This window comes from Streptomyces sp. TSRI0281 (genome assembly GCF_001905125.1).
In the GTDB taxonomy this organism is placed as follows: domain Bacteria; phylum Actinomycetota; class Actinomycetes; order Streptomycetales; family Streptomycetaceae; genus Streptomyces.
This window is the reverse complement of the sequence record NZ_LWLE01000019.1, coordinates 39,532-64,837: the sequence shown is the minus strand read 5'-3', so window position 1 is coordinate 64,837 and position 25,306 is coordinate 39,532. Positions and strand designations below refer to the sequence as shown.

General features: G+C 69.5%; 20 protein-coding genes. 12 read left to right on the top strand and 8 right to left on the bottom strand.

Features of this window, described 5'->3' with window-relative positions:
* The first annotated feature begins 149 nt into the window (after positions 1 to 149).
* Together asnB and A6A29_RS24125 are read left to right on the top strand one after the other, a co-directional pair.
* Positions 150 to 1,979, top strand: coding sequence for an asparagine synthase (glutamine-hydrolyzing) (gene asnB, locus A6A29_RS24135; RefSeq protein WP_073722732.1), 1,830 nt, complete (start codon positions 150 to 152; stop codon positions 1,977 to 1,979).
* Between the two features lie 520 nt (positions 1,980 to 2,499).
* Positions 2,500 to 2,814 carry a hypothetical protein gene (locus A6A29_RS24125; RefSeq protein ID WP_073722728.1) on the top strand — a complete coding sequence of 105 codons (315 nt, stop codon included), beginning with the start codon at positions 2,500 to 2,502 and terminating at the stop codon, positions 2,812 to 2,814.
* 980 nt (positions 2,815 to 3,794) lie between these two features.
* Here the strand turns inward: A6A29_RS24125 and A6A29_RS43355 are convergent.
* From A6A29_RS43355 to A6A29_RS24105, 3 genes are read right to left on the bottom strand one after another with little or no spacing between them, the layout of a single operon-like run.
* Positions 3,795 to 6,749, bottom strand: coding sequence for a CHAT domain-containing protein (locus tag A6A29_RS43355; RefSeq protein ID WP_079182989.1), 2,955 nt, complete (start codon positions 6,747 to 6,749; stop codon positions 3,795 to 3,797).
* A gap of 2 nt (positions 6,750 to 6,751) precedes the next feature.
* Entirely contained in the window at positions 6,752 to 8,059 is a 1,308-nt protein-coding gene (locus A6A29_RS24110) for a hypothetical protein (protein ID WP_073722724.1), read from the bottom strand.
* Entirely contained in the window at positions 8,059 to 9,429 is a 1,371-nt protein-coding gene (locus A6A29_RS24105) for a hypothetical protein (RefSeq protein WP_079182988.1), read from the bottom strand. Before A6A29_RS24105 ends, A6A29_RS24110 begins: the two co-directional genes overlap by 1 nt.
* 228 nt (positions 9,430 to 9,657) lie before the next feature.
* Here A6A29_RS24105 and A6A29_RS24100 point away from each other — a divergent pair, with 228 nt between their 5' ends.
* Together A6A29_RS24100 and A6A29_RS24095 are read left to right on the top strand one after the other, a co-directional pair.
* Entirely contained in the window at positions 9,658 to 10,080 is a 423-nt protein-coding gene (locus A6A29_RS24100) for a hypothetical protein (RefSeq protein ID WP_073722720.1), read from the top strand.
* Positions 10,081 to 10,154: 74 nt separating this feature from the next.
* Complete coding sequence (locus tag A6A29_RS24095; protein ID WP_073722718.1) at positions 10,155 to 11,009, top strand: DUF3592 domain-containing protein; 855 nt, start codon at positions 10,155 to 10,157, stop codon at positions 11,007 to 11,009.
* A gap of 115 nt (positions 11,010 to 11,124) precedes the next feature.
* Here the strand turns inward: A6A29_RS24095 and A6A29_RS24090 are convergent, their stop codons facing one another.
* Together A6A29_RS24090 and A6A29_RS45910 are read right to left on the bottom strand one after the other, a co-directional pair.
* A complete protein-coding gene (locus A6A29_RS24090) occupies positions 11,125 to 11,796 on the bottom strand; it encodes a lysophospholipid acyltransferase family protein (protein ID WP_073722716.1) in 672 nt (223 codons plus the stop codon).
* Between the two features lie 217 nt (positions 11,797 to 12,013).
* Positions 12,014 to 12,433, bottom strand: a complete 420-nt coding sequence (locus A6A29_RS45910; protein ID WP_079182986.1) for a GTP-binding protein — start codon at positions 12,431 to 12,433, stop codon at positions 12,014 to 12,016.
* 836 nt (positions 12,434 to 13,269) lie between these two features.
* Between A6A29_RS45910 and A6A29_RS24075 the strand changes: the two genes are divergently transcribed.
* From A6A29_RS24075 to A6A29_RS24060, 4 genes are all read left to right on the top strand, one after another.
* Positions 13,270 to 14,445 (top strand): acyl-CoA dehydrogenase family protein, encoded by a 1,176-nt coding sequence (locus A6A29_RS24075; RefSeq protein ID WP_073722710.1) that lies wholly within the window; start codon positions 13,270 to 13,272, stop codon positions 14,443 to 14,445.
* Between the two features lie 252 nt (positions 14,446 to 14,697).
* Positions 14,698 to 14,964: a MoaD/ThiS family protein gene (locus A6A29_RS24070; protein WP_073722708.1), complete on the top strand. Its 267-nt coding sequence runs from the start codon at positions 14,698 to 14,700 to the stop codon at positions 14,962 to 14,964.
* A gap of 32 nt (positions 14,965 to 14,996) precedes the next feature.
* A complete protein-coding gene (locus tag A6A29_RS24065) occupies positions 14,997 to 15,806 on the top strand; it encodes a class I SAM-dependent methyltransferase (protein ID WP_073722706.1) in 810 nt (269 codons plus the stop codon).
* 703 nt (positions 15,807 to 16,509) lie between these two features.
* A complete protein-coding gene (locus A6A29_RS24060) occupies positions 16,510 to 17,868 on the top strand; it encodes a tetratricopeptide repeat protein (RefSeq protein ID WP_073722704.1) in 1,359 nt (452 codons plus the stop codon).
* Positions 17,869 to 18,378: 510 nt separating this feature from the next.
* Here the strand turns inward: A6A29_RS24060 and A6A29_RS24055 are convergent.
* On the bottom strand, positions 18,379 to 19,458 hold the full coding sequence (locus A6A29_RS24055; protein WP_073722702.1) for a PP2C family protein-serine/threonine phosphatase: 1,080 nt from the start codon (positions 19,456 to 19,458) through the stop codon (positions 18,379 to 18,381).
* Positions 19,459 to 20,130: 672 nt separating this feature from the next.
* Here A6A29_RS24055 and A6A29_RS48195 point away from each other — a divergent pair.
* Together A6A29_RS48195 and A6A29_RS48190 are read left to right on the top strand one after the other, a co-directional pair.
* A complete protein-coding gene (locus A6A29_RS48195) occupies positions 20,131 to 20,628 on the top strand; it encodes a transposase (RefSeq protein WP_443333361.1) in 498 nt (165 codons plus the stop codon).
* On the top strand, positions 20,625 to 21,155 hold the full coding sequence (locus tag A6A29_RS48190) for a transposase (protein WP_443333362.1): 531 nt from the start codon (positions 20,625 to 20,627) through the stop codon (positions 21,153 to 21,155). Before A6A29_RS48195 ends, A6A29_RS48190 begins: the two co-directional genes overlap by 4 nt.
* A gap of 228 nt (positions 21,156 to 21,383) precedes the next feature.
* On the opposite strand, the gene A6A29_RS24040 is transcribed toward A6A29_RS48190, so the two are convergent.
* On the bottom strand, positions 21,384 to 21,824 hold the full coding sequence (locus tag A6A29_RS24040) for an LGFP repeat-containing protein (protein WP_274535829.1): 441 nt from the start codon (positions 21,822 to 21,824) through the stop codon (positions 21,384 to 21,386).
* Positions 21,745 to 22,593, bottom strand: coding sequence for an alpha/beta fold hydrolase (locus A6A29_RS24030; protein WP_073722698.1), 849 nt, complete (start codon positions 22,591 to 22,593; stop codon positions 21,745 to 21,747). The genes A6A29_RS24040 and A6A29_RS24030 overlap by 80 nt, the downstream gene beginning before the upstream one ends.
* A 91-nt stretch (positions 22,594 to 22,684) precedes the next feature.
* Between A6A29_RS24030 and A6A29_RS24025 the strand changes: the two genes are divergently transcribed.
* Both A6A29_RS24025 and A6A29_RS24020 read left to right on the top strand, forming a co-directional pair.
* Positions 22,685 to 23,191 carry a MarR family transcriptional regulator gene (locus tag A6A29_RS24025; RefSeq protein WP_073722760.1) on the top strand — a complete coding sequence of 169 codons (507 nt, stop codon included), beginning with the start codon at positions 22,685 to 22,687 and terminating at the stop codon, positions 23,189 to 23,191.
* Positions 23,192 to 23,713: 522 nt separating this feature from the next.
* Complete coding sequence (locus A6A29_RS24020) at positions 23,714 to 25,156, top strand: pyridoxal phosphate-dependent aminotransferase (RefSeq protein WP_073722696.1); 1,443 nt, start codon at positions 23,714 to 23,716, stop codon at positions 25,154 to 25,156.
* The last annotated feature ends 150 nt before the right edge of the window (positions 25,157 to 25,306 follow it).

Genomic DNA, 25,306 nt, shown 5'->3' with positions numbered 1-25,306 from the left:
AGCGTTTTGGGTCTACATAAAACCTGTTGTTAACATAAATTTACCTGTCAGAAATCCCACACAGACGGTCGACGATTCGGTGTGAATCCACTGCGTGTATAGGGCAATAGTCACCCGAGGTAACTTTCTTCGAGTGGATCGAGGTTCGCATGTGTGGAATCACTGGCTGGGTCTCCTACCGGCGTGATCTGACGGAACATCGACACGATCTTGACGCCATGACAGAGACCATGTCGTGCCGTGGCCCCGACGCCGCGGGCGTATGGGTGGCGCCTCATGCCGCGCTGGGGCATCGGCGACTCGCTGTGATCGACCTGCCGGGCGGTGCTCAACCGATGACCGTGGAGACCCCCGACGGGGCGGTCGGCATGGTCTACTCCGGTGAGGCGTACAACTTCAACGAGCTGCGAGCGGAACTGCGCCGCGCCGGACAGCAGTTCGACACCGACTCCGATACCGAGGTGGTGCTGCGCGGCTACATCGTGTGGGGCGAGAAGCTCGTGGAACACCTCAACGGCATGTATGCCTTCGCCATCTGGGACGCCCGCACCGAGCGCCTGGTGATGATCCGCGACCGGATGGGCATCAAGCCGTTCTATTACTACGAGACCGAAGACGGCGTCATCTTCGGCTCGGAGCCCAAGGCGATCCTCGCCAACCCCAACGTCGCCCCCGTCGTCGGCCTCGACGGACTGCGCGAGCTCTTCGCCGGGGCCAAGACCCCCGGCGCCGCGGTGTGGGAAGGCATGCGCGAGGTGCGGCCGGGCGAGATCATCATCCTCGACCGCGGCGGGATGCGCCGCCGCACCTACTGGCAGCTGCGTTCCGAGCCGCACACCGACAGCAAGGAAGCGACGGTCGCGCACGTCCGCGAGTTACTCGACGACATCGTCCAGCGCCAGCTCGTCGCCGACGTGCCCCGCTGCACGCTGCTGTCCGGCGGGCTGGATTCCTCCGCGCTCACCTCTCTGTCGCAGATCCACCTCGCGCCCCAGGGCGAGACGGTGCGCAGCTTCGCCGTCGACTTCCCCGACCAGGACAAGCACTTCCAGGCCATCGACGTCTCGCCCACTCAGGACACCCCCTACGTCCACGCCGTCGCCGCATACGTGGGCTGCGACCACAAGGACATCATCCTGGACGGGGCGGCGCTGTCCGCCCCGGAGGTCCGCCGCGCAGCCGTCGGAGCCCGCGACCTGCCGATCGGCATCGGCGACCGCGACAACTCCCTCTACCTGCTCTTCGCCGCAGTCCGCCGCCACTCCACCGTCGCGCTGTCCGGTGAGTCCGCGGACGAGGTGTTCGGCGGCTACCCGTGGTTCCACGACGAGCGGCAGTACGCCGAAACCTTCCCCTGGCTGGCGGGCCAGCACTCCCTGGTCGAGTCCGGCGGCCAGATCAGCGAGGACCTCAAGCCCGCGCTCGGCCTCAGCGACTACATCGACGAGAGCTACCGCACGGCCGTCGCGGAGACCCCCGTGCTGGACGGTGAGACCGGCCTGGATCAGCGTATGCGGGTGGTCAGCCACCTCCATCTGACCCGCATGGTGCAGATCCTGCTCGACCGCAAGGACCGCATGAGCATGGCCGTCGGACTGGAGGTCCGCGTCCCGTTCTGCGACCACCGTCTCGTGCAGTACGTCTTCAACGCCCCCTGGTCCCTGAAGACCTTCGACGGCCGTGAGAAGAGCCTGCTGCGCGCCGCCACTCGGGACGTCCTGCCCGCGTCGGTCGCCGACCGTAAGAAGAGCGGCTACCCGGGCACGTTCGACCCCGCGTATGTCATGGCCATTCAGTCCCAGGGTGCCGACCTGCTGCGAACCGGGCATCCGGCGGTGCAACTGGTCAACCATGAGGGCCTGACCGAGGCCACCACCCGGCCCGCCGCCGACCTGAGCCAGCGACAGCGGATGCTGCTGGAGCGCACGCTCGACCTGGGAGCGTGGTTCGACATCCACCACCCGACGGTCAGGGTCTGATCTCGACGGGGAGCGGGCTTCGGGCCCACTTCTCCGTCCTGAGCCGGACTTGGTGTCATCAGGCTCTCGTCCGACCCGGTTCCGGTGCGTGTCAGAGGGCGTTTGGCGTAGGCGGGTTTTCGTTCACGTCCTCATACTGCAACGGTGTTTTCCGTAGCGGGTAGGCAGGCCGAGCGCCGCCCGCCTGACAACGCGGTGCGGGCGCTGCAAGAGTTGGCCGTGACCGACGTCATGAGGTGGTTCCATCGCCTTACGGAGTCGAGCGGATCTACCTGGACCGCCTGCGCCGACGACATGGGCGTCGATGCGGAGGACCTGCTGTACGGCCGAGGCGTCACCGAGTTCTTGTGGGTGGCAGCACTCTTACCGAAGAGCTGATTCCGCTCCGGGCCGTGCGGCAGGCGGTGGTGCTCGGGTGAGGGCGCAATCGCCACCCGAGCACCCTCTTGGAGTGGGTGGCCGGGCCGGCGTGATGATCAAGTGGGCGTACTGCGTGGGTCCGGTGCGCAGGGGAGGGGCCATGGAGCTTTACCTGGGCATATCTGTCGTTCTGGTGGCGTTGCTCATCGCCGCCTCGGGCGTAGCGGCGCTCACCCGCGGCTGGGTGCTTGCCTCGAACCGGTCGCCGGTCCGACGCCCGCGGCTTCACGGCTGGGGCCAGTCGGCGGTTGCCTTCGCCCTGTGCTGGCAGACGCTCTTCCTGCTGGCGCTCGACGGCACCGGCACCCGCCAGTGGGGGACCCTGACCGGCAGTGTGCTTCTGCTGAGCGGCCTGGTCCTGATGATGGTGAGCCGGCGCAAGGGTGGCAATCGGCAGGAGTGCGACACGTCCTGACGACCCGTTTTCTGCCCCTGGCCACCGAGTGGCCCGTGCTCAGCACGTTCTGCGATACCGGAGGCCGGGCAGGTAAGCCTTCCATTCCTCGGGGGAGAGCCCGGAGCCGATACGGGCGCAGACCTGGTGAGCCACCCGCATAGGCGCGATGTCGTACATCCGGAGCTGTACGTGGACAGCGGCGACGTACAACCGGTGCCGTCCCGATTGAAAGCCAGCGTGTGGGGGCGGTCGCCAGAGGCGGGGAGGGGGTACCGAGAGGGCGGCTGGAGGCCACGTCCCAGAGCTGGATGGTCCCCCCCCCCGCTCCCCGCGACTGCCAGGGTGACGCCGTCCGGGGAGAAGGCGAGTGCGGTGACGGACTCGTCGGGGCCCGTGCCGGCCACACCAAGGCGGTCGCGCACCTCGCCGTCCCACACGGTGACGTGTCCCTGCGCGTTACCGGCCGCGAAGTGCGCTCCATCCGGGCCGAAGGCCAGTACGTCGGACATGCCCTCGCCGAGGGCGCGATACCGCGTCCGTCCTGTACGGAGGTCGGTCACCTGGTCCTGCCCGGTGACGCGGACGCGCTGGTCGTCGCGAACGGCCATGCCCCCTGCCGGAACGTTGTTCAGCGTCCTCAGGCGCTTGTTCCGCTGGATGTCCCAGACCTCCAGGAGCTGCCGCGTGGTGGTCCGGGAGACGTACAGGGTGCGACCGTCGGGGCTCAGGGCCAGTCCGTCGACGCCGGTCATCCGTCGCGGTCGGGGCGGATGGTGATGCTCACGCGTCTGCGGTACATCGCCGGGGTGCGGTGGAGAACACCACCGCATACGGCTTCCAGATCCTCTTCGTCCCGGTCCGCGACCTGCGGGCTACTTGTCAGGAGGAACCGGTCACCCGGGAGCAGCGCCAGATGACGGTGTGAGATCCGGATGTTCCGCACCGGCCTACGCTCCTGGTCGGCGCCGCGCCGCCGGCCTCGGCGGAGCGTTCGGCGGTCACACGACGATGCAGGTCATGGCCGCCCACAGCAGGGGCGAGTGCTCGATCCGGCCACCGGCGCGCCACTGGTCGAGTTGCTCGCGCTGCCAGCGTCCGAGCCGTTCCACGGGATCGCGGTCCTCATGGGCGGTGTCGACGGCGATGATCGCCTCGGACAGCGGGCGTACGGACTCGGGCAGGCCGGCCAGCCGGTGGAACGCGAAGCTCGTCGGCAGCACCCAGCGGGTGGCGGTGACCAGCTCGGCACCGTTGTGGATCATCGCGGTCGCCAGGCCGAACGGCTCGGCGAAGCGGAGATCCCCGCCGCTCTCGCAGCCGATCAGGGCGACACGCGGCGGCGCGGGCCAGGTCCGGGCACCCGGCTCCCCGTCGGCGCGCAGAGGAAGCGTGCCCAGCAGGAGGTCCTTGGCCGACAGCGGCCGGTGGGTGCGGACCGGCTCGGCCAGGCCGACGGTCCCCTGATCGCAGCACAGATGGAGCGTGCCGTCCTCGCTCTGCCCGCCCTCGACCGGCGCGCCGCTCACATGCCCGACGTACATGAGTCTGCGTGCCCCCCTGCGGAGTACGGCACTCAGCCAGTCCCGGTCCAGGTCGGTGCGGCGGAAGGCCTCCGCCGGGGTGGCGACGGACGGCACGACGGCGCCCGCGTCGAGACGGCTCCGGACGAACGACAGCAGTTCCGGATCCGAGCCGGGCGGTCCCAGGACCGAGCCGAGCGCGGAGTCGGCCCGGAATCCGGGGACCCGGGGATCGAGGACGAGTACGACCGTGTCGGCGGCGGTGTGCGCGGCGGTGTCCACATCCGGCTCAGGGCATGGGACGGGGTCCTGCCGTCGCAGCGATGCCGGCGCGGAGGTCACGACATCCGCCAGATCGATGAGCCGGACGTCGCCGTCGTCGTCGACGGCGAGCAGCTCCCAGGGGACCTGGGCGACCCGGGGGGACGGCTGGATCCGCACCAGGGGACGGCCGGCGCGCGCCGACACCTGGCGTATCTGCGCCGTCAGCCCCTGTGGCCACAGCGCCTCGGCCAGCACGCGTGCGAGCCGGTGCTCGGTCCGGTGATCGGCCAGCGCTCCCGAGGCGAACACGTGCCGCATCCCCTCCGTTCCGCCGCCCGGCCCCGGCAGCGCGGCGGCCAGCGCACCCACCGCCCGGTCGACTTCGTCACCGGGCCCGCGGCCGGTGCCGAACCCCCGGGCCCCGCCGGCCCATGTCCAGGTCATGAACAGGTCACCGGCGTCGGCCAACCGGATCTGGACCACCGGACGGCTCGTCAGGTCGTCGGTGATCCAGAACGGCACCTCTTCCTCGTTCACGATCCGTCGGCGGTAGCGGAACTCGGCCGCCGCGATGTACTCCTGGAGTGCGACGCGGCCCGATTCCGACGACATCCGTACCTTCGGCGGCGGCGCGACGCGCAGGCCGGCCGAGGCAGCGGCCTCCGCCGCCACACCTCCGAGCGTCATCGGGCCGTCGCCGTGCCCGTACGCCTTCATGGCCGCACTCGGGAAGGCCGAGACGGCGTCGGCGGGGGAGTCGGCGTCGGAGGGGGACCCTGAAGGCGAGGCGCGCGAAGCCGACTGCGGCGTACGGTTCAGTGCCAGGGAGGCGCCCGCACTGCGGTGTTCCACCACTTCGAAGAGCAGTCCCTGATCCTGCCGGCGCACGACGAGCCGGAAGACCAACCGCATCGCTTCGTCGGCCAGTTGCAGCCACTGACTGCGCGCATGGGCGGTGGCGAAGTCGTAGCGCGCCGCCTCCAGGGCCAGTGCGGCGGGAAGGGCGAGGGAGAGCGCGGTATCGATGGACTCCCTCTCGTGGTCGCCGTGGTCCGTGCGGTTCAGGTTGTCCTCAAGGGTTCTCGCGAGCATGAGGTCGACCTGTGCGCACCGCTCGTACACCTCCCGCGCCTGGTACACGTCGCGGGCCTCCTGGGCCAGCCGCTTCATCTCGGTGATGTCGCCCCGGTCATAGGCGTGCTGGGCGCCCAGCAGCATGGTGTCGGCGGCGGCGATCGAGGCGCCGAGCCGTTCGAACCGGGCCAGGCTCGCCGCGGTCAGCTCGTCGGCGCGGGTGATGTCGCCGCGCCTGCCGGCGAGATAGCCACGGGCCTGTTCACAGACCGCCAGATCGCCGAACCGCCGCTGCCGTTCGAAGAACGCGGACGCCTCGGTGTACAGGCGTTCCGCGAGATCCAGGTCCCCCCGGTGCATCGCGACGTACGCCCGGTGGGTGAGCAGCACCTGCTGCTCACCGATGTCCCCCATCGCCCGGAAGCTGTCCTCCGCGCGGGCGAAGCAGTCTTCGGCCGGGTCGAAGCGCCCGGTCGAGACGCAGATCAGGCCGAGGGCGGTCAGCAGCCGCGGGACGGTCTCCATCGCGGTCGGCGGCACGGTGGACAGCAGCGCCGAAGCCAGTTCCTCGGCCGCTCCCCACTCGCCCTGCTCGATCAGCAGGTGCACCCGGTTCAGGCCGAGTTCGGCGGCGCGCAGCCCCTCGGGATCGTCGAACTCGGGCAGCTTGGCCGCCGCTTCGTCGAGACATGACAGTGCCTCGTCCAGGCGCCCGGTCCTGCGCAGCAGGTCGGCCCGGGCGATCAGCGTCTTCAGCAGGACTTCGCACCACAGTTGACGGCCGCGCGGCCCCATCGGCACGGACGCGATGCCGTCGAGCAGGCCGCGGGAGCGTTCGACGGCATCCTCTGCCCCGGCCAGGTCCGTGGCGGTGAGCCGGACGCTCGCGATGTCGGACAGCAGGTGTGCCCGCAGGAACCGGCTGTCGGGCGAGTCCTCGATGGACACGGCCTCGGTGAGCAACTCCTCGTAGACAGCGCACGCGGCCGTGTGGTCAGCCGCCAGCTGATGCTGCTCGGCCCGCGCGAAGCCGCTGTCGAAGGGCTCTCCGTACAGCCTCGTCACCGCTTCGTCCTCCTCGTCCTCGTCCGGCATCCTCAGTACTGCTCACCGATGGCAGTGGCGGCCGTCTCGGCGAGGAACGGGCCCGCGGAGGCATCGTGCGGCGACCCGTCGTACGCCAGCGGCTGAGCCGCGGCGGTCAGGCGCCGCCGCACCAGCGCGCGGATCGCGTCCCGGTCGACGTGGCCCTCGGCTTCACCGGACGTACCGGGGTGACCGGTTCCGGGGCCCGGGTCGAAGCCGGGCAGCAGGACACCGACCTCGATACGCGGCGCCACCGCCCCGGCCGGCTGGTCAAGGTCCAGGTCCGCACCGCCGGTCCATAGGTCGTCCCGTCTGGCGAGGGGCACCCGGTCGGGGCGGCCACCGTTCACGTTGATCTCCGCGACGAGGAGCACACCGGCGGCGGGCGCCGCGATGTGCGCGACAGCCTCGACCTCGATCCGCCGCCGCGCGCCGAGTGCGCGAGCGGTCCAGGACACCGCGTTCTCGGCCGCGTCGACGAAGCCGGGCGGGTAGCGGCGCCAGTCGTTGGTGCCCGAGCCCCGGGCGATCACCCGGCCGCCCGCGTCGGGCGGTCCGCCCGCCGCGAGGGCGTAGCCGTCGTACCGTGCGAGCGGCGCGCCGGAGCGGGCCGGTGTACCTGCCGGACCGTGCCGGCTCAGGGCGGACCGGAGGCGGCGCAGCGCCGGCCCGTCCAGCCCGGCGCTGTCCGCCGCGTCGTCGATCAGCCGCAGCACGCTCTCCAGGTGGCGTGCCGTGTCCGCGGGCGGTGCCGAGCGCCACCACTGGATCAGCGGTTCGAGGGCGGCCCGGTGCTCCTCGATCAGTTCGGCCGCGCAGTCGTCGGACTGATCGTCGTCGTCGAACAGCTGCTGGCACCGGTGGGTGAGCGCGGCCAGCTCCAGGCCGAGCATGTCCGGTTCGAGCGCCGGTATTCCGTCCGTGTACGACGCCGGCCACCAGCGGGCCGCCCAGTGCCCGAGGCCGAGCCGGGCGGCGCTGCCCGCGAGGGCGGTCGAGTCCGCCGCCACCCGTATGCCGGCCGGCTCACCCGGCGCACAGTCGTGGACGGCGGCGGCGACGCGCTCGCCGTACAGCGCCCACAGCCACTGCTGGGCCCGTCCTGTGTCATGGACCTCCGCCGACGGCGGGCCGGGGTCGCCGAGGACGGGCCAGCTCAGAACGGCGCCCGCGACATCGAGAACTGCCCGGGTGAAGTCGGGGCCCGCGGCGACCGCATCGTCGTAGGCCCCGGCGTGGCGGAGGGCGGGAGGGGCGGCGATCCGGATCGTGCCGTCCTCGGCCCCCGTGACATCGACGTCCATGCGGGCCCGCGCCATCACACGCTCCTCGACTCGGCCGCCCGCGCGGGGGCCGCCGACAGGGTGCGCAGCGCCGACCGGACTCTGGCACGGTGGTCCATCATCACCGAACGGGCGACCCCGTCGAGCACCGCCCAGGCCGACGCGAGGTCCTCCAGCGGTGCGTCGCGGACGTCCCGCCCGTGCAGCCGTACCCACAGCCGCCGCATGTAGGCGGCCCACGGGGTACGGAGGTCCTGGGCGAGGGCGTCCAGAACGCCGCCGTCCGGGTCGGGGCGGGGAGAAACGGTCATCCTGCGGGCGCGCAGGACCGAGGCCTCCCGTCGCCAGCGGCTGTTGACGGCCCGGTGCGCCGCCGTCCGCCCCGGCGTGTGCTCCCCGGTGCCCAGCGGATCGAGGCCGACCGCGAGCCGGCCGCCGAGGACCACGGCGACGCGCAGGCTCTCGTCGTTCAGGCCGAGCGGAGCGCAACTGCGGCCCGCCTCCCGTCCGACGAGTTCCGGCACCGTCGGCAACTCCTCCCGCCGGGCCGACGACTGCAGGACGACGAAGAGCCGCTCGAAGAGCGTGCGGTCCAGCGGCGCGGGAAGCGTGGCTGTCGACGCGCCCCGGCCGACCTCCGGGCGCGGCGGCACCTGCCGCACGGTCAGCCCCAGATGCGTCGGCAGGTCATCGCGGCCCCAGGCACCGTTCGCGTGCTCCCACAGCGCCCTGCCGAACAGGCCTCCGAGTCCCGCCTCGACCATGGACACGTACGCCGGTGCGTTCCCTGTCCGGCCCGGTGCGCCACAGGCGTCCAGGACCTCGGCCGCCAGCGCGACCGCCGCGGACGGGTCGGCGGCCGGGGCCGGGGGACGGCTGTCCCAGGCGGTGGCCAGCTCTCCGTCGAGCCGGGAGCGCCGGGCGGCGTCGGCCAGATAGCTCTTCAACGCCTCCACCGTGCGTCCGTCGGCCGTGTCCGCCACGTCCTCGACCACGGCCCTGGCCATCGCGTCCGCACCGGCCGAGGGCGCCCCGTGTTCGGTGGCCAGCTCGAAGCAGCGCTGGAAGTACAGATCCTGGGGATTGCCCGCCACGATGCCCAGCGCCCGGCGGGTCTGCTTGAGCAGCGTGAACCACTGCGCCGTCGCCGCAAGGCGCGTACCGGACTCCCGGATCAATTCGTCGAGGCGCGCGGCCTGCGCCGGTCCAAGAAAGTCCGCCGCGAGTTCGGGACGCAGCGCCGGTCTGACGATCAGCGGCAGCACGATCAGCTTGACCGTCCGGGTCAACGGTGCCCCGCCCGGGCCGCTCAGCGATTGTGCCAACGGCCCGAGACCACGCCAGGCGTGGTCGATGACCATGGCGCGCGGTCGGCGCTCGCCGGTCGGCTGGCTGGGGGGCGGCATGGGAGGAGGGTACGCCGACGGGAACGGGCGGACGAACCTGGGATCGGTAGGCGTCCCCGGCCGCCTAGCGTCCATACCGTCAGCCAGGGCCGACAACGAGGGGGAACCCATGACCGGAACGTTCGTCCACGCGACCCGGCCGTCTTCGTGGCTCCGTACGACGAGGTCGGTGGTCGGTCGACCGTCGGCCGCCCCCTGTGCCTGACATCACCAGAAGGGAAGAACACCATGGGAATCTTCGGGAAGCGCAAGAGCCGCGAGGAGCGGGCCGCCGAGATCGCCGAGCAGGTGGCCGGCGGCAAGGGTTTCTACGGCCGCGCCACGCGCGCCTTCCTCGGCGACGAGGACTTCGCCCGGGTCCAGCAGTCGATCGGCGCGCATCACTCCGCTCTGGACGTGCAGCAGTTGCTCGCCGCGGGGGTGCCGACCATACCCGCCGTCGTCGTGTCGATCGCCGACACCGGCAAGCTGGTCAACTTCGACCCGATCGTCGACCTGGTGCTCCAGTTGTCCGGTACGGCCGACCGCATCACCCTCCAGACCATTGTCTCGAAGCTGCTGATCCCGCGCGTCGGCGACCCGGTACTGCTGATCGCCGATCCTGCCCGGCCCGGTGGTTACCTCTATGCCGGAAGCGGCGTGACACCGTGACTCCGGCGCCGAGGTACGAAGCGCCTTCCGCCGGTTCCACAGACTGACTTCTGCGGAGAAGGGCGGGGGCTCGGATGAGTGTTGACGACATGCTTGCGCTGTGGTGGGTGGTGCCCACGGGGCTGGCGCTGCTCGGCTACGTGCTTTCGCTGGCCGGGCTGACCCGCGCCCAGCGGGCGTATTGGGTGAAGGCACGGATCGTCGAGGTGGGGCAGCCGGCACACGGCGCTTCCAAGGAGCCCGGGATACCGGTGACGGTCGCTTTCCGGGACCCTGCCACAGGGCAGGAGTTCATCCTGCCGAACGCCGGGAAGCACGGCAGTGCGATCGAGGAAGCCTGGGTGGGCCGTGAGTTCGAGGTGCGCTACCCACCCGGGCGGCCGGACCGGTTCCGCGTGGTGCTGGACATCGCGGGGGAGAAGAACGGCCGCATCGGCCCGAACTGTACGGTCGCCCTGCTCCTCATCGGGCTGGCGATCCACGCGACCGTCATCCGGGGCTGGCCGGCGGCGCTGCTCGGCTTCGGTGCCCTCGTCACGGCCTTCGCGGCGGCCAGCCCCGACATCCGGCTGGCGCGCGCCCGCGATGCCCTGCTGGCTTCGGCCGTCGCCGTTCCGGCGCGTGTCGTGGCCGTCACCAAGGACGTCTATACCGACGGGGAGGGCCAAGAGATCGTCAACCATGCCCCCATCGTCACCTTCACCACCCTTGAGGGCACCCGTGTCACCGTCCTGTCCCGCGACGGCATCCCCGCCCCGGGCCGGTCCCTCGGCCGCGAGCTCACCCTCTACTACGCCCCCTCCGACCTGGCCGTCTACACGACCGACCTCGCGGCCGATCGCCGTGGCAACGAGAGGTCCATCGGTGTGATCATCATCCTTCTGGTCGGCGGGGTCGCGGCGATGGTGACCGGCGCGGCCATGCTGTGACCCCCCTGCGCCCAGGCTGTCATCGGTAGGGGACCCGTCGATCAGCGAGACACAGCGGCCGGGTCTTCCCGCGATGAGCGGCCCGCTGCGGCCGGTCCCGTCGCCGGCCGGCCCGCTACGACAGATCCGCGGTGAGCGCGGCGGGTTCACCGAGGCGGGCTGCGGCCGTACGCCACGCTGTGGTCACCGCGGTGCGGGCGCGCGCAGTGCACACGGCGCGGTCGCCCGTCAGTTCCAGCGGTACGCCTACATGGACGTGCAGGCCCGGTCGGCGCAGCGGCGCTGTGGCCAGGCCGGCGAGTTGCTTCGCCACGCTCCCCGAGGTCACCCGGCGGGCGCCGGCCTGGCCCACGGGTACGACGGGGGCGCCGGTGCGTTCGGCGAGCCGGGCCAGGCCGCTGTGGAAGGCACCGGGGGCCGCCTCCGCGGCGTCCTTGCGGCGGGGCAGGCCGCCTTCGGCGTAGATGAGGATCAGCCGGCCACGGTCGAGCGCCCCGGCCGCCAGGTCGAGCGCGGTCGCGGCTCGCCGGTCTCCGCGGAACACCGGGATGTGCCCTTCACGGGCGAGGGTGCGGCCGAGCAACGGGATGCGCCACAGCCCCGCAGCCGCCATGACGACCGGCTCGATGCCGAGGCGGTACAGGGCGGCGAGCACGACGGCGGGGTCGGCGAGTGAGGTGTGGTTCACGGCGATGATGCTGCCCGGCGTGAGTTCGGTGCCGGAGTCGGTGGTGACCGACAGTCGCCCGACGCCCGGCGCCAGGATGTCGGCTATGCGGCTGAGCATGTGTGGTCCCCGGTCTCGATGATGATGTTGCTCTTCATCGTCGGTGGCGGGCGCCGCCGGGGCGTGAGCCGTCGTACTCATCTTTCCGGTCCGCGGTACCCGGGGTCAGCGACCGGCCGCCGCCCCCGGCTGCCCCGCAACCGACAGGCACAGCCACGGACCAAGGGCGACATCACCTCGGCGCCGCTGAAGCACCACCGGGGCGGCCGGCAGGGCGTCAGTACCGCTCGCCCAACCAGTCGTACCAGTCCGTCATCCCCTCTCCTGTGGTGGCCGAGACCTTCAGCACCTGTAGGTCCGGATTGATGGACCGGGCGTACTTCTCGCACTGGTCGCCGTCGAAGTCGACGTACGGGAGCAGGTCGATCTTGTTGATGATCACGAGATCCGCGACGGCGAACATATAGTCGCCGGACGGGGAGTCAGGTGCGGCGGGCCGCCCATGTGGTCCGGGTGGTGCGGAAGGTGAGGTTCTCGCGCCGCAGTACGCCACGGGGACCGTCACTGTCGAAGATGCATCGAGTGCGGCCCGGAGTCCTACGAGGTCGGCGGCGCCGATGGGGCCGGGCTCGACAGCGTGCGCGGTGGGGGATTCGCCCCGTACGACGGACCGGACAGCGGTGGTGGTGTCGGCCATGACGGCTGCTCAGTTACGGGTCAGGGCGTGCCCCGAAACCTCACACCGAGCTCGCGGCGCAGAAGGCCTTGGAGCACCAGGGGGCTCACAGGGCCGCGGCGCGTGCTCTCCGGCAGCTCAGGATCACGAGCCTCCGCGAGGAACCGGAGCTCGGCGACCCCGACCTGGAGGGCGGGCGAAAGATGTGGCGCAAAAGGTACGCCGGCTTCGTCGGGGGGCTGCCGACCAGCGGGACCGCCATCCGTACCGGTCTGTACCGGGAGACGAACGTCCTGTCGCCCGCTGAGGTTCGCAAACGCATGGTTCTCCAAGGGCAGTCACGGTCGTAGCGGCTGTGACTACCGGCCAATCGGGACCCGCGTGCTGAGGGCCACGGGACGTGCAGGCGCTATGAGCGGGCCGCCACCCGGGGTGCTCGTCCCATCCCCTTCAACGGCTGCATTTCCTGGCCGCCGCGGTACCCGAACGTGATGTGCCGGTTGGCAGCTGGGGAAACACCGTTTCTGTGTTTCCCCCATGACCTGCGGCATTGCTCCGGGCCCGGGGCCATGGGCGGGTGTTGTACGCCAGAGCCTCTGTCTCTCGCCGTAGAGGACGCACATGTTCACAAGCGTTCAACGCGTGCATGCCTCGGTCGTGCGGGCCCCGTTCCCGCTCCCGTGAAGCGGGTGCTTAATGGTGAGGTGCCCACCTGGGGGCGGCAATCAGCCAGCACCCCGCCATCGGGATCCGTCCTGGCTACAGCTATTGCCCTCAGCGTGGGCATGCGGCTGGTCGTCTCCGCCGATGGAGCCTGTTGCCGGCGTTGGAGTGGGTTCGTCGAGGGAGGCATGTGCATGGTTGATGTCATGGACCGTCGTGACGAGGTGGCCGGATTCGTCCGTAACCGCTGGGGGGTCCTGCTGGCCGAGGTCGGCAGGACCGTGGTCGACCGGGATGAGGCGAGGCTCCCACCGCCGAGCGATCTGATGGCTCTGGCGGGTTCCACCGGGCTGCTGTCGCTCTCGCTGCCGCGAGACGTGGGCGGGGAGAACGCCGACGCCCTGACCTGGGGGATGGTGCTCGAACAGATCGGATATCTCTGTGCGGATTCCGCACTTCCGCTGATCATCAATCATCAGATCGATATCGCGAGGCTCGTGTGCGCGTCGGGCCGCGCCGACCTGATCGAGACGTATGCGGTTCCGCTCGCCCAGGGCCGGTCAGGTGCGGGTATCGCGTACACAGAGGATGTCGACGCCTTCTCGTTTCGCACCCTGCTGCGCCGTAGAGGCGACGACTACGTCCTGTCCGGCCACAAGACCTATGTGACCGGCGCGCTGATCAGCGAAGTGTTCCTCACCTACGCGCTGGACGAGGCCGGGGACATGCAGGCCTGCATGGTGCAGCGCGATGATCCCGGCGTCACAGTGACGGCCGCCGAGCCCGTTGCCATGCGGACGGCCGGCGCGGCCTCGATCACCTTCGAAGAGGTTCCGCTGCCGGCCGACCGCATACTCGTGGCGACCGACGGGCTGACGCACGCTCAGCGCTTCCTCAGCTACCAGCGGCTGTGGGCCGCGTGTGCGCCGCTCGGCCGAGCCCAGGCGGTCCTGGAGGACTGCGCGACACGGCTGGCCGCCATCGACCGCTACGGCGAACCTCTCGCCGGGCTGAAGAACGTCGAGGCATCCCTCGGGCGCATGTACGTGGCGGTCGAGACGGCTCGGGCCGTGCTCTATCACGCACTTGGGCGCGTCGCGGCCGGCCGAGCGGAGCAGGTATTCGATCCGGTGGTCGCGGCAGCCAAGTATTTCGCCGTGGAGCAGGTCCGGTTCGTGCTCGACCGGGCCCAGGTCCTGCTGGGTGGCCACGGTTTCTACGGGACTCCGGACCTGGGAAGGTACATGCGCGACTTCTCCGGACTCTCTCTGCTCGCGGGAACCCAGGACATCCTCGAAGTCAATCTGGGGGCGGGAGTGGCGGCACGCGCGGGCAAACCGCCAGCCGACAAGCCGCACTCGGCGCTGTAAGGACAAACCCGGAGTCCCGTCGCACCGCCCGATGGGCCTCAGCCTGACGGCAGGGAGGCCCACGGCCGTGCAGATGGCGAGGAAAAGCGCGATCGGAACACCGGGACCCCGATCACCGGCGGCAGGACGTCGCGGCGGCGCGCGGGTCCTGGACCCGGGCTTGCACGCCGACGGTCCAAGAAGCAGTTGGCTCCACAGACCTTGGCCCGATCCGTGTGCCGGCCTCATGACACGAGAAGAACGGAGACGTCCATGACTTTCGAATTCAACGGAATGCTCTTTCGGGCAGCCGACCATCAGCGCACGGTGTCGATCACGGCCACCACGCTGAGCGATGCGCTCAACGAGCTGACCTCGAAATTCCCGGAATTGAAGAGACTCCTGCTGGACAACAGGGGACAGCTGCGTCAAGCGCACCGCGTGTGCCTCAACAGCGAGATCGTCAATCGGCCCGACGGCGACATGCCGCTGTCCGAGGACGACTGTATCGAGTTCTTCACCGCGATCGCCGGCGGGTGAGCCCGACCGGCGAACGCGGCGACGGAAGGACGATGAAGCCTGCGGAACAGGAGGGCGCGCTCTGGGGAGCTCGCGCCCGTGACTGGGCCGACGTCCAGGAGCCGACCATCCGGCCGGTCTGTCGCACCGTCCTCGGTGAACTGGGTACCTGGCAGGGCAGGACGCTGCTGGACGTCGGCTGTGGCGCAGGCGACTTCGTGGGCATGGCCAGTTGCCTGGGCGCGAGGGTCAGCGGGCTGGATGCCTCCGTCGCACTGATCGAGATCGCCCGGAAGCGGAACCCCGCCGGCCTGTTCCGTGTCGGTGATATGCAGTACCTTCCGTTCCCCGACGACGCCTTCAACGTCGTGACCGCCTTCAACAGTCTCCACTTCGCCACCGACCCCGCAGCCACCGTCGCGGAGGCCATACGGGTCACCCGCCCGGGCGGCAGCATCGTGATCGCGACGTGGGGTCCGCCCTCTGAATGCGATGCCATCACCTACTTGCTCGACCTCGGCTCACTGATGCCGCAAGGACCGCCAGGCCGGCCAACCTCCCTCGACCCCACCGACCTCGACGCACCCGGAGCCCTCATGACCAGGGCCGGACTGACCCCGTCCGCATGGCGCAAGGTGCACTGCCCCTGGGAATACCCCGATCTGGGCACCGCACTGCGCGGCCTCCTGTCGACCGGCCCGGCAGCACAGGCGATCAGCCACTCCGGGCAGAGCCACGTAGCCGAAGCCATCGCCGAATCGATCGCGCCCTACCGCTGTGGCGACGGCTCGTACTCCCTCAGCAACACCTGCTACTACCTCGTCGCGACCACCGACGGACGGGGAGGGCCCCACATCGCCTGAATGCTCAACCCACATGCCGGAGAATGCGCCGAAACTGGTCGCAGCCGAAGCGAACGCGTCCTCCTGCTGGCCAAGTTCCGTGCTTTCGGTGTTCTTCCGGGGTGGGCCGACAGGCGTGATGAGGAGGTGGCATGGAGGGACGGCCGTGGTGGGTGACGGCGGACCGGCTGGTGAGTTCCGGCGGGGGCGCCCTTCCGCCGGACAGGACCGGAATCGCTTCACACCGGGGCAGCCCCGGAAGGGCTTGATGCGGTGCGGGACCGGTTCAACCTCGGGCACGACTACGACAGCCCGTACCCGGCAGTCTGGTACGTCGTTGCGGCACCCCTGCGGCGACTGTGCCGCGCCCACGGTGCCGACGAGATCGAAGAAGCCTTTCCACAAGGCAACGGGAAGATTCCCAGGATCAGACCGCACCAGCCAGGAGATGATGACGGCCGCAGACAGTGAGCAACTGACCCCGGACCAAAGCCGGATGCTCGCAACGATGGTGTGACATGACTGGTCACCCACCCGCGGCACCCGCCACCGGAAGAGCGTGTACTTCAACGCTGACGGCATGTTCGGAATCACCCTGCGAGGAACGGACGCCCCTGACCGCAGATTCGGCCGGTGCGCGTACAGAGCGGCGTGGCGGGCATCAGTTCTGGACCCGCGACATGCGCGTACCCGCCGCGTGGTGGGAGCGGAAGGGGACATGGTTATGCCGCGTGGCGTTGCCAACGAGAAGCTCGCTGTCCTTCTTGAAGCCACATCCTGGAGTGCCGCGGATCTGGCCCGTGCGGTGAACGCGCTGGGGGAGGCTCGGGGGCTGCGGCTGCGCTACGACCGTACGTCCGTGGCGCACTGGCTCAGGGGCTCCCGGCCCCGTGGACCGGTGCCCGACCTGGTCGCCCAGGCGCTCAGCCTCCGGGCCGGCCGTTTGATTTCGGCCGAGGACGCCGGGCTCACCCATCCTGACCGCCTGCCGGGTTCCGGTCGTCTGCCGCCCGGTACCGGGCGGGAAGGCGGCGGTGGACTTCCCGTGCTCATCGCGTTGTGCGGCCAGGACGCCGACCCGAATCAACGGGCGGCCCTCGTCGGCATCTCCTACTTGCTGGTTCCGCCGCCGGTATGGAGACCGGACCCGTTTCATCCCGGGCCGGGCGGGGAACTGCACGCGTCGGCGGACCAGGAGTTCCTGAATACCATGGTGCAGCTCTTCGCCGGCCTGGTCAGCGCTCACGGCGGTGCCTACATCCGCTCGGCCCTGGCGGCCTACCTGGCGGACAACGCGGCCCGGCTGACATCGGTTCCGGCAGGGGAGAACGTCAATCCCCACATACTGAACCACTGTGCCCGGCTGGTCCACCTGCTGGCCTTCATGACGGCCGACAGTGGGCATCACGGTCTGGCCGACCGATACTACCGCCTTGCCCTGGAATTGGCCCGCGAGGCCGGGAACCGGGCCGCCTATGCGATCACTCTGCGCGCCATGAGCGTCCAGGCCCTCGGCCTCGGCCATATCCATCAGGCACACTGCCTTGCCGACTCCGCTGTCGAGTGCGCGGGGCGAAACGATCCGGCAGTCCTGGCTTTCGTCCTCGCCCAGCGCGGCCACACGCATGCCGCACGGCACAACGGGAAAGGCGCGATGGCCGACCTCGTGGACAGCGCCGACGCCCATGGCCGGGCAGACGGCCACGGTGGCGCGTTCACCGCCTACCCGGAGGCGGGCATCGAGTACAGACGCGCCCGGACGCTGCAAGTACTGCAACGTCCGGGCGAGGCTGTACTCGCCTTCCAGTCCTCAGTCCTGCACCGAGACCCGGGCCAACACCGCCCCTACGCTCTCACCCAGGCCCGCCTCGCGGAGGCGCTGGTGGCCGACGGCCAGCTCGAAGCGGCCTGCACGCACTGGCACATCTTCCTCGACCACTACCCGCATGTCGTCGGCTCCAACGAGGTCGGCCGTGCGCTGGCCCGCATGCTCCAGCACATGCGCAGCTTCCCGCGGCAGCGTCAGGCCGTCGAGCTGATCGAGCGGGGCCGCGCCTCCTCAGCCCGGCTGCCACGGTACTGACCGGGCGTCAGCCGTTGCGGCCTTCGGCGAGGCAGCTGTCCGAACCGGACCGGTTTCCTGGCCATCGGAGCGGCGCGAATCGTCCGACGGAGCTGCGCCTGTCCGTACTGGGCATAAGGCAAAGGGATCGTCCATCCGCCACAACTACCGCGTGCGCCCGCCGGTGGGCCCGAAATGCCCTCATGACGCGCATCCGTCCGGTCGCGGAATCGTTTCCCCACCCCAACGGCCGAATACGGGCTGGCGTAGGTGGCTGCCGCACTTGTCGCTACAGCCAGTGGCCCGGCATACGCCCGAGAAGCAGACCGTGTACTCCGAGGAGTGCTGGGAGCTTCATGGCTTCGGCCACGACTGCTGCCGACCCCCTCCTGCTCCGCGCGCGGCGACGCGAGCGGAGACCGCCATCCCCTTCTCGGCCGCCCACTACTGCGCCCGGTCGCCCTCGGACCGGGTGACCGGCAGGGGCACGCACACGTGTCCGTGCCCGCGCAGCTCAGCGTCCCGGGTCTCTCAGGTCCCGTCCGGTGGACCGGCGAACCGGAGCAGCAGCATGGCCGCGTCGTCGTCGAGCGGTCCCTGGACATGGGCGGCCAGTTGGTCCCGCAGCCCCGCAAGAGCGTCCGCGAGGTCCGGTTCGCCGAGCAGGTCCGCGTGGTCCGGCAGGGGGAAGAAGTCGCCTTCGGCATTGCGTGCCTCGGTAGTGCCGTCGGTATAGAAGAGCATCCGGTCCCCGGGCTCCAACCGGAGCGCGTATCTGCCCGGTCCGTTTTCGTGCAGAGCGGCGAGTCCTCCAGGCAGGCCCAGAGGCGGCCCCGGGACTTCCGGTTCCGCCGTCAGGACGGTGCCGTCGGCCCGGTGCACCAGAGGCGCCGGATGGCCGAAGCTCAGGAGGGTCACGTCCCCCCGCTCGGTGCAATCGGCCAGCACCGCGGTGACGAACTCCTCGCCCTGTTCACGGCGCCCCAGTGCTTCCTCGATGTGTTCGGCCACCTCCTGGAGGGAGTCGTCGGCCGGTGCGGCCGCACGGAAGGCGGTCAGGACCGTGACGGCGGACCCGACCGCCGTGAGGCCTTTGCCCTGGACGTCGCCGACGATGATGCGCAGGCCCCCGGGGTGGGGCAGCGCCTCGTAGAGGTCGCCGCCGATGCGGGCGCCGACGGTCGCGGAGATGTAGGAGACGGCGAGTTCGAAATGGCCGCTGCGCCGGGGCACCTGTCTCAGGATCACGTTCTGGGCCGCGTCGGCGACTGTCTGGACGCTCACCAGCCGACGCTCGGCTCTCAGCCGGACTTCGCTGGCGTACGCGGCGGCCAGCGCGACGAGCGCGACCGCACTCAGCGCCACCGCCCCTCGCTCCGCGGTGACCCCCTCGTCCGCCAAGAATGCTCCGACGCACACGGCAAACGCCAGAACGCCCACGAAGAGTACGGAGCGAGGGCGGCCGGTGGCGGAGGCGAGCGCGGCCGGGGCCGCCAGCAGCGACAGCAGAATGGCAGACCCCGCGAGGACATCCACCACGATGACGAGAACGATCAGCGCATACGGCAGGACCACGACCACGCGCATCGCCGGACGACGGATGACACTCACAGCAGCCTCCGAGCAGCTTTCTCAAGTCTCTTAACGCCCAAAACGTAATACAACGCCGCAAAGAAACGTTCGTGATCGACGGGAATGGGGCCACGGGGAGACACCGCAGTCACGACACGCCCTTCCCCCCGGCCTCCTGGGTCCAAGGATCTCGATGTGAAGATTCCAGCACCGCCAGAACTCATCAGCGGCAATGCATCTCCAGGGGCCACAGCCTGGACAAGTTGCGGGCCTGGCCGGCGAGTGGACGCGACCGGATGCCCCGGGCAGCGCCTCCTGACGCGAGTAACGTGCTCCTGGCCGGCGATGTCGGCGAACTCCTCGCCCATGCGCTGCCTTCGCCGTGCCCGCCGTCACGGGACGGGCGGGGGCGGCTCCTACGCTTCGTCCCCGGCTCCCACACCGTGCCTCCACCGTCGAGGAGTTCTTTACGGTGGAGGGCGGGTTCACCGGCCCGGTGCGGCGCGCCGTTGCCGGGGGGACCCACCGGCCGAGGAGCAACCGGGTGGCGCAGACCTCGACCATGGTGTCGTACGGCACCGCGTACAGCCCCGTGATTGCGTCCTGCAGAGCCGGATACAGGTCTGGCGCGGGGCTAGGGCGCGTATGTAGTCGTGATCAATCTGCGGGATTCGCCGTCGTGGCGACGCTTGGACCGGTAGACCTTCTTGTATGACGCAAGTGCAACTGGCGGACGTGGAGTGGGAGTTCATTGGGCCGTACCTGCCGGTCGGCGGGTACGGCCCGTATCCCGAGCGGCTGCGGCAGCAGTTCGAGGGCGTGATCTGGAAGTTCAGGACAGGCGGGCAGTGGCGGGAGATGCCGGCTGAGTTCGGTCCCTGGCCGACCGTCCACAACCGCTTCCGGCAGTGGCGTGACGGCGGGGTCTTCGAGGCCCTGTTGGAGGGTCTGATCGCCGAAGCCGCGAGGCGGGGCGAGGCGGACGTGTCCCTGGTCAGCGTGGACTCCACCACCGCCCGGGCCCACCACGATGCTGCCGGGATGCACCTGGACGAGAGCGTCCTGACCGCCCTGGAAAGAGCCGCCGCCGAGGAGGAGAAGGCCCGGCAAAAGGGGGCGGGGCGGAAGGACAAGCCGGGCGATCCGCCGACCGTGGTCCCGCCCACGAAGAGCGGCGACGTAACCGACGCCGACACAAACTCCGGCTGAAGGCCGCCCTGCTCGGGCGCTCGCGGGGCGGGCAGACCAGCAAGGTCCACCTCGCAGCCGACCGCAAGTGCCGCCCGCTCGCGATCGTCCTGACCGCGGGACAGCCGCCGACAGCCCCCAGTTCATCCCCGTGCTCAAGAAGATCCGGGTCCGTGGCCCGGTCCGGCCGTCCCCGGACCCGGCCGGACGCGGTCGCCGGGGACAAGGCGTACTCCTCCCGCGGCAACCGTGCCTACCTGCGCAAACGCCAGATCAAGGCCGTCATCCCGGAGAAGAAGGACCAGGCTGCCAACCGGAAGAGGAAAGGCAGCCCGGGGCGGCCGGCCCGTCAGCCACGTCACCGACCTCTACAAAGAGAGGAACACCGTCGAACGCCTGATCAAGAGACTGAAAGCCTGGCGGGGCATCGCCACCCGCTACGACAAGACACCCGAAAGCTACCTCGCCGGCCTCCATCTCCGTGCCTCCATGATCTGGATCAAGGACCTCACACGAACCAATTGATCACGACTCAATACGCGCCTTAGAAGAGCGACCGGCCACAGCCGTAATCGCTGGAAAATGATTGCGAAGGGCATTCAGCCAGACTATGACGATGCGCACGCCGCACGGGCCCCGATGGAGCACTGACAGCGCCTGTACTGGCAGTGTTCGAGGCCGCTGACAGCGTGCCGCCTCCTCCAGCCAAAGGAGCATGTGAGGACGACAGTTGTACGCGAAGTGGTGCGCCAGAACGTCCGGGGCGGACGTACCGTTCAGGTCAGAGGTGCCGCAGTGCGATGAGGTCGATCCCGTTCGGGTTGGTGAGATCGATCGGGTCCGGCTCGGGCACGATCCGAGCCTCCTGCGCGTATCGGATGCAGGTAGATTCGATCTTTCCGGGCGAGCCTTCGTTCCGCAGCCCCACGGCGACACCGGGTGCCGCCCTGAAAGTCCTGGCGCCGACCGATGTTGTCGGAGTTGACGATCTCATCCGACGTTGGATATCCGAGCGGCCCGGCTTCCCGGCCGTTGCGCTGCCAGGCGGCGAAGAAGTGGTTCACCACGGGGTGCGCGCCGCTTCCCACCGACCAGTAGATGGGCCCGTTCTGGAATGATGTGGCTCCCCATCCCGGTTCACGGTTTGCCGAGGAAGTCCAGGACCATGCTGTTGAGTGCTGTGGCCCGGGTGAACGGGATGCTGTGGTGCGAGACACCTGGGAGTACCGCGGTCTGGACGTGCGGCAGGTGCAGCCGCGCCGCTGCCTCGACGCGCCGAACGTCATGTGCCCTGCTGTCCTGGGCCAGCAGTACCAGCGTGGGGACCGTCGAGCCCCGCAGTTGCCGGGGCCTGGGGCGTTTGCCCACGACGACCTTCGTACGCGGGAAATCGGCGGCGAGCCCGTACAGGTCCAGCCACGCGGGGTCGACTTCCGCGCCATCCGTTTCCCAGGCGAGGAACGCGCGGGCCCGTTGGGCGGTGGGCCGGATGAGCATGGGAAGAGCGCGTAGCAGGTACCCGGCCCTGTATCCGGCGAAGCACTGGGTGGGATCGAGGAGCGTGAGCCTGCGGATCCGCTGCGGTGTGCGCAGAGCATAGGCGAGGGCGATCCATCCGCCATAGGAGTGCCCGCACAGGTCGGCGCGCCCCGTGCCCAAGCCGTCGAGTACGCCGTCCAGCCAGTCGAGAAGGTCGTCGGTGGTCCGGACGCGGAGGTCCCCGCGCAGGCTGCGGCCGGCCTCGCCGATCCGGTCGACGGCGTAGACGCGCCGGGTGCGGCTCAGGTCGGCCACGTTGGCGTACCACACTGCCGAAGTGATGCCGCCACCGTGCAGGAGCACCAATAGCTCCCCGTCCACGGGGCCGCATGCCGTGACCCGCGTTGTGCCGTACGCCGACGTCAGGTCCATCCGGTCGACGGGCACGGGCCATTGGTTCAGGACGGCGTCGTGCGCCGCCAGAAAGCGAGTCAGGTCCGCTGCCATGGGACGCCCTCAAAGAAGTAGGTCGCTGACCGAGTATCTCGTCGAACGAGATATTATGCGTGCGGGATCGATCGTGGAAGGACGGAACGGCATGGATGAAGGAGTGCCCGGGCAGCGGATTGTTCATCAGCTACGCGCCGTCACCGTCGAACTGGACCTGCTCGGAGCCGAGTTCGCGCAACGCAACAGCCTGCACCCAACCGACCTGCGCGCTCTGATCTGTCTGTTGGACGCCGCTCGGACGCACACGCTCGCGACGCCCGGCTGGCTCGGGCAGCAGCTCGGCCTGAACTCTGCGGGCACCACGGCCCTTGTCGACCGGCTTGAGAGGCTCGGCCATGTGCGGCGCACACGGGACGGCCGCGACCGACGGCGTGTGCTGCTCGAAGTTGATGAACGGGCGGTCACCCTCGGACAGTCGTTCTTCGGGCCGTTGATCACAGAGATCGTCGCTGCGACGCGGACCTTCTCCGACACGGAGCTGGCGACAGTCCAGCGCTTTCTGCTGAACGTGCACGAGGTCGTTGCCGCACAGCGAGACCCTTCGAGCTTGCTCAACCGAAGTTCCCTGCCGAAGGAGAAGCGAGGTCCTCAATGATCTGTTTGTGTCGACAGATCTCAAGTCCCTCTTGATTGCACCGTATGCAAAGACCGACGACGAGACAGTCCGCCGGCTCATCGAATCGGTCGACGGATCCGGTCACGGCGCTCTCCTTCGGCGGCGGCCGCATGTGCACCTTCAGGGCTGAGGTAGCGGCCCCGTCGGTTGGCGGGCGAGCGGCGGCTGCCACTTCACGGTCGACCACGCGCGTCGGTCGACAACACACGTCGGACGGCAAAAATGCGTCGGACGGCGACAGAAGCACTGCCTGCTTCCTGGCTGCTTGATGCGATGCCGGCGTCCAGCAGTACTCGTTCGGGTGTAGTGGCTGTGTTCCTCGGCCGCCGTGGACTCGCTGGTCAAGCCGCCGGACGCCTGCCCCGCCTTGTTTCCGCACGGCTGCCGAGCGTTGGTAGCCGTCCCGGGCACGTGGTCCGCTTGTCCAATGCGTGCGCGACCCATTGAGAGGTTCGCCGCACGGCCCGTCGGACCGTTACCAGGACAGGGAACTTCAGCACCGTGACGACCAATCCCGTTTCCACCGGCCAGAACCCGAGCACCCCACCCGAGGAAGCCGCCGCGCTTCTGGCGCGCATGCCCGACCTGGAGCAGGCGCTCGCCTTCTACCACCGCCATGTGGCACCCGACACCGCGATCGACCTGTCCGTGGCGGAGAACGTCCTCGTCTACGACGACTCGATGCAGAAGATGGTGTTCGCCAACACGAGCCTGCTGCCCGAGAAGTACATCCACTACTTCTCCCCGTACGGCACCCCGGAACTGCGTCAACAGGTGGCCGACCTGCTGACGGAGGCGTTCGGCCGCCGAGTGCCGGCGGAGCATGTCTTCGGTACGGCGGGCGTCGCCTCCGCGCTGGAGTGCCTGGCCTTCGCGCTCAAGAACAGCGAGCCCAGCGGCCCGCCGCCACTGGTGGACGGCGACGCGGTGCTGATTCCGGCGCCGTACTGGCAGGGCTTCAACTGGTCGTTCGAGCAGCGTCCCAAGCTGACCTGCGTCCCGGTGCACCTTCCCACCGAGGGCCCCCACGCCTTCCAGCTCACCCTCGACCTCATCAAGGAACAGTACGAGGAGCACAAGAGGCGGACCGGCAAGGCGCCGAGGCTGCTCGTCCTCACCAACCCGCACAACCCGCTGGGTGTCAACTACTCCAAGAAGCTGCTGGAGGAGATCTACGCCTGGGCGCTCGGCGACCCCAACCTGCACATCATCTCCGACGAGATCTACTGCCATTCCCAACTCGCCAGCAGTACAACGCCGTTCACCAGCGCTGTGGCCCTGGACGCCTACGCCGAGCACCCCAGTCGCATCCACGTCGTCTGGGGCTTCGCCAAGGACTTCGGGCTCTCCGGCTTCCGCACCGGATTCATCATCTCCCAGAACACCGTGGTCCAGGACGCCATGCTGGGCAGCACGGACACCGGGGCGGAGAAACGGCACCCGATGTCCTGGTTCACGCCGGTCGACTCGCTCAAGCACTACGTGGTCGGCGCCGTCCTCTCCGCCTCCGTCAACGGCCCGGGATCCGAGCTGTACACGACGTACGCCATGCGGACCTACCGTGACCTCCTCAGCACCAGCTTCGACAAGGTCAAGGCCCGTCTGGAGCACCACAGCATCAAGTACATCCACCAGGACGGCGACAACGCGGCGCAGTTCTTCTGGCTCGATCTCCGGGACTATCTCGACCTGTGCGTGCCGCCCAACCAGGGCGACGCCACGCCCTTCCCGCTCACCGCCACCGACCTGGACCCGAGGGAGCAGTGCCTCTTCGACTACCTCCGCACAGCGCCCACCGAGGTGTCGCTGCTCCCCGGCGGTGTGATGCACAGCTCCGAGCCCGGCTTCTTCCGCCTCTGCTTCACCGCCCGTCAGCCCGAGGAGGTCTGCGAAGCCATCGACAAGGTGGGCGAGGCGCTGGCCCTGCTGAAGCCCCAGGCGTAGCCGTTCACGCGAACGACCCGTTTCCTCAGTGTCGATGACTGACCGCCACCTGGGCGCGGGAGTGGATCAGAGAAAGGGGTTTGTTCACGCCCGAGGCGATCTCCGATGCGGCCTGCACAATCTTGTGCCCGGCCTACGCGGCCGATGCGA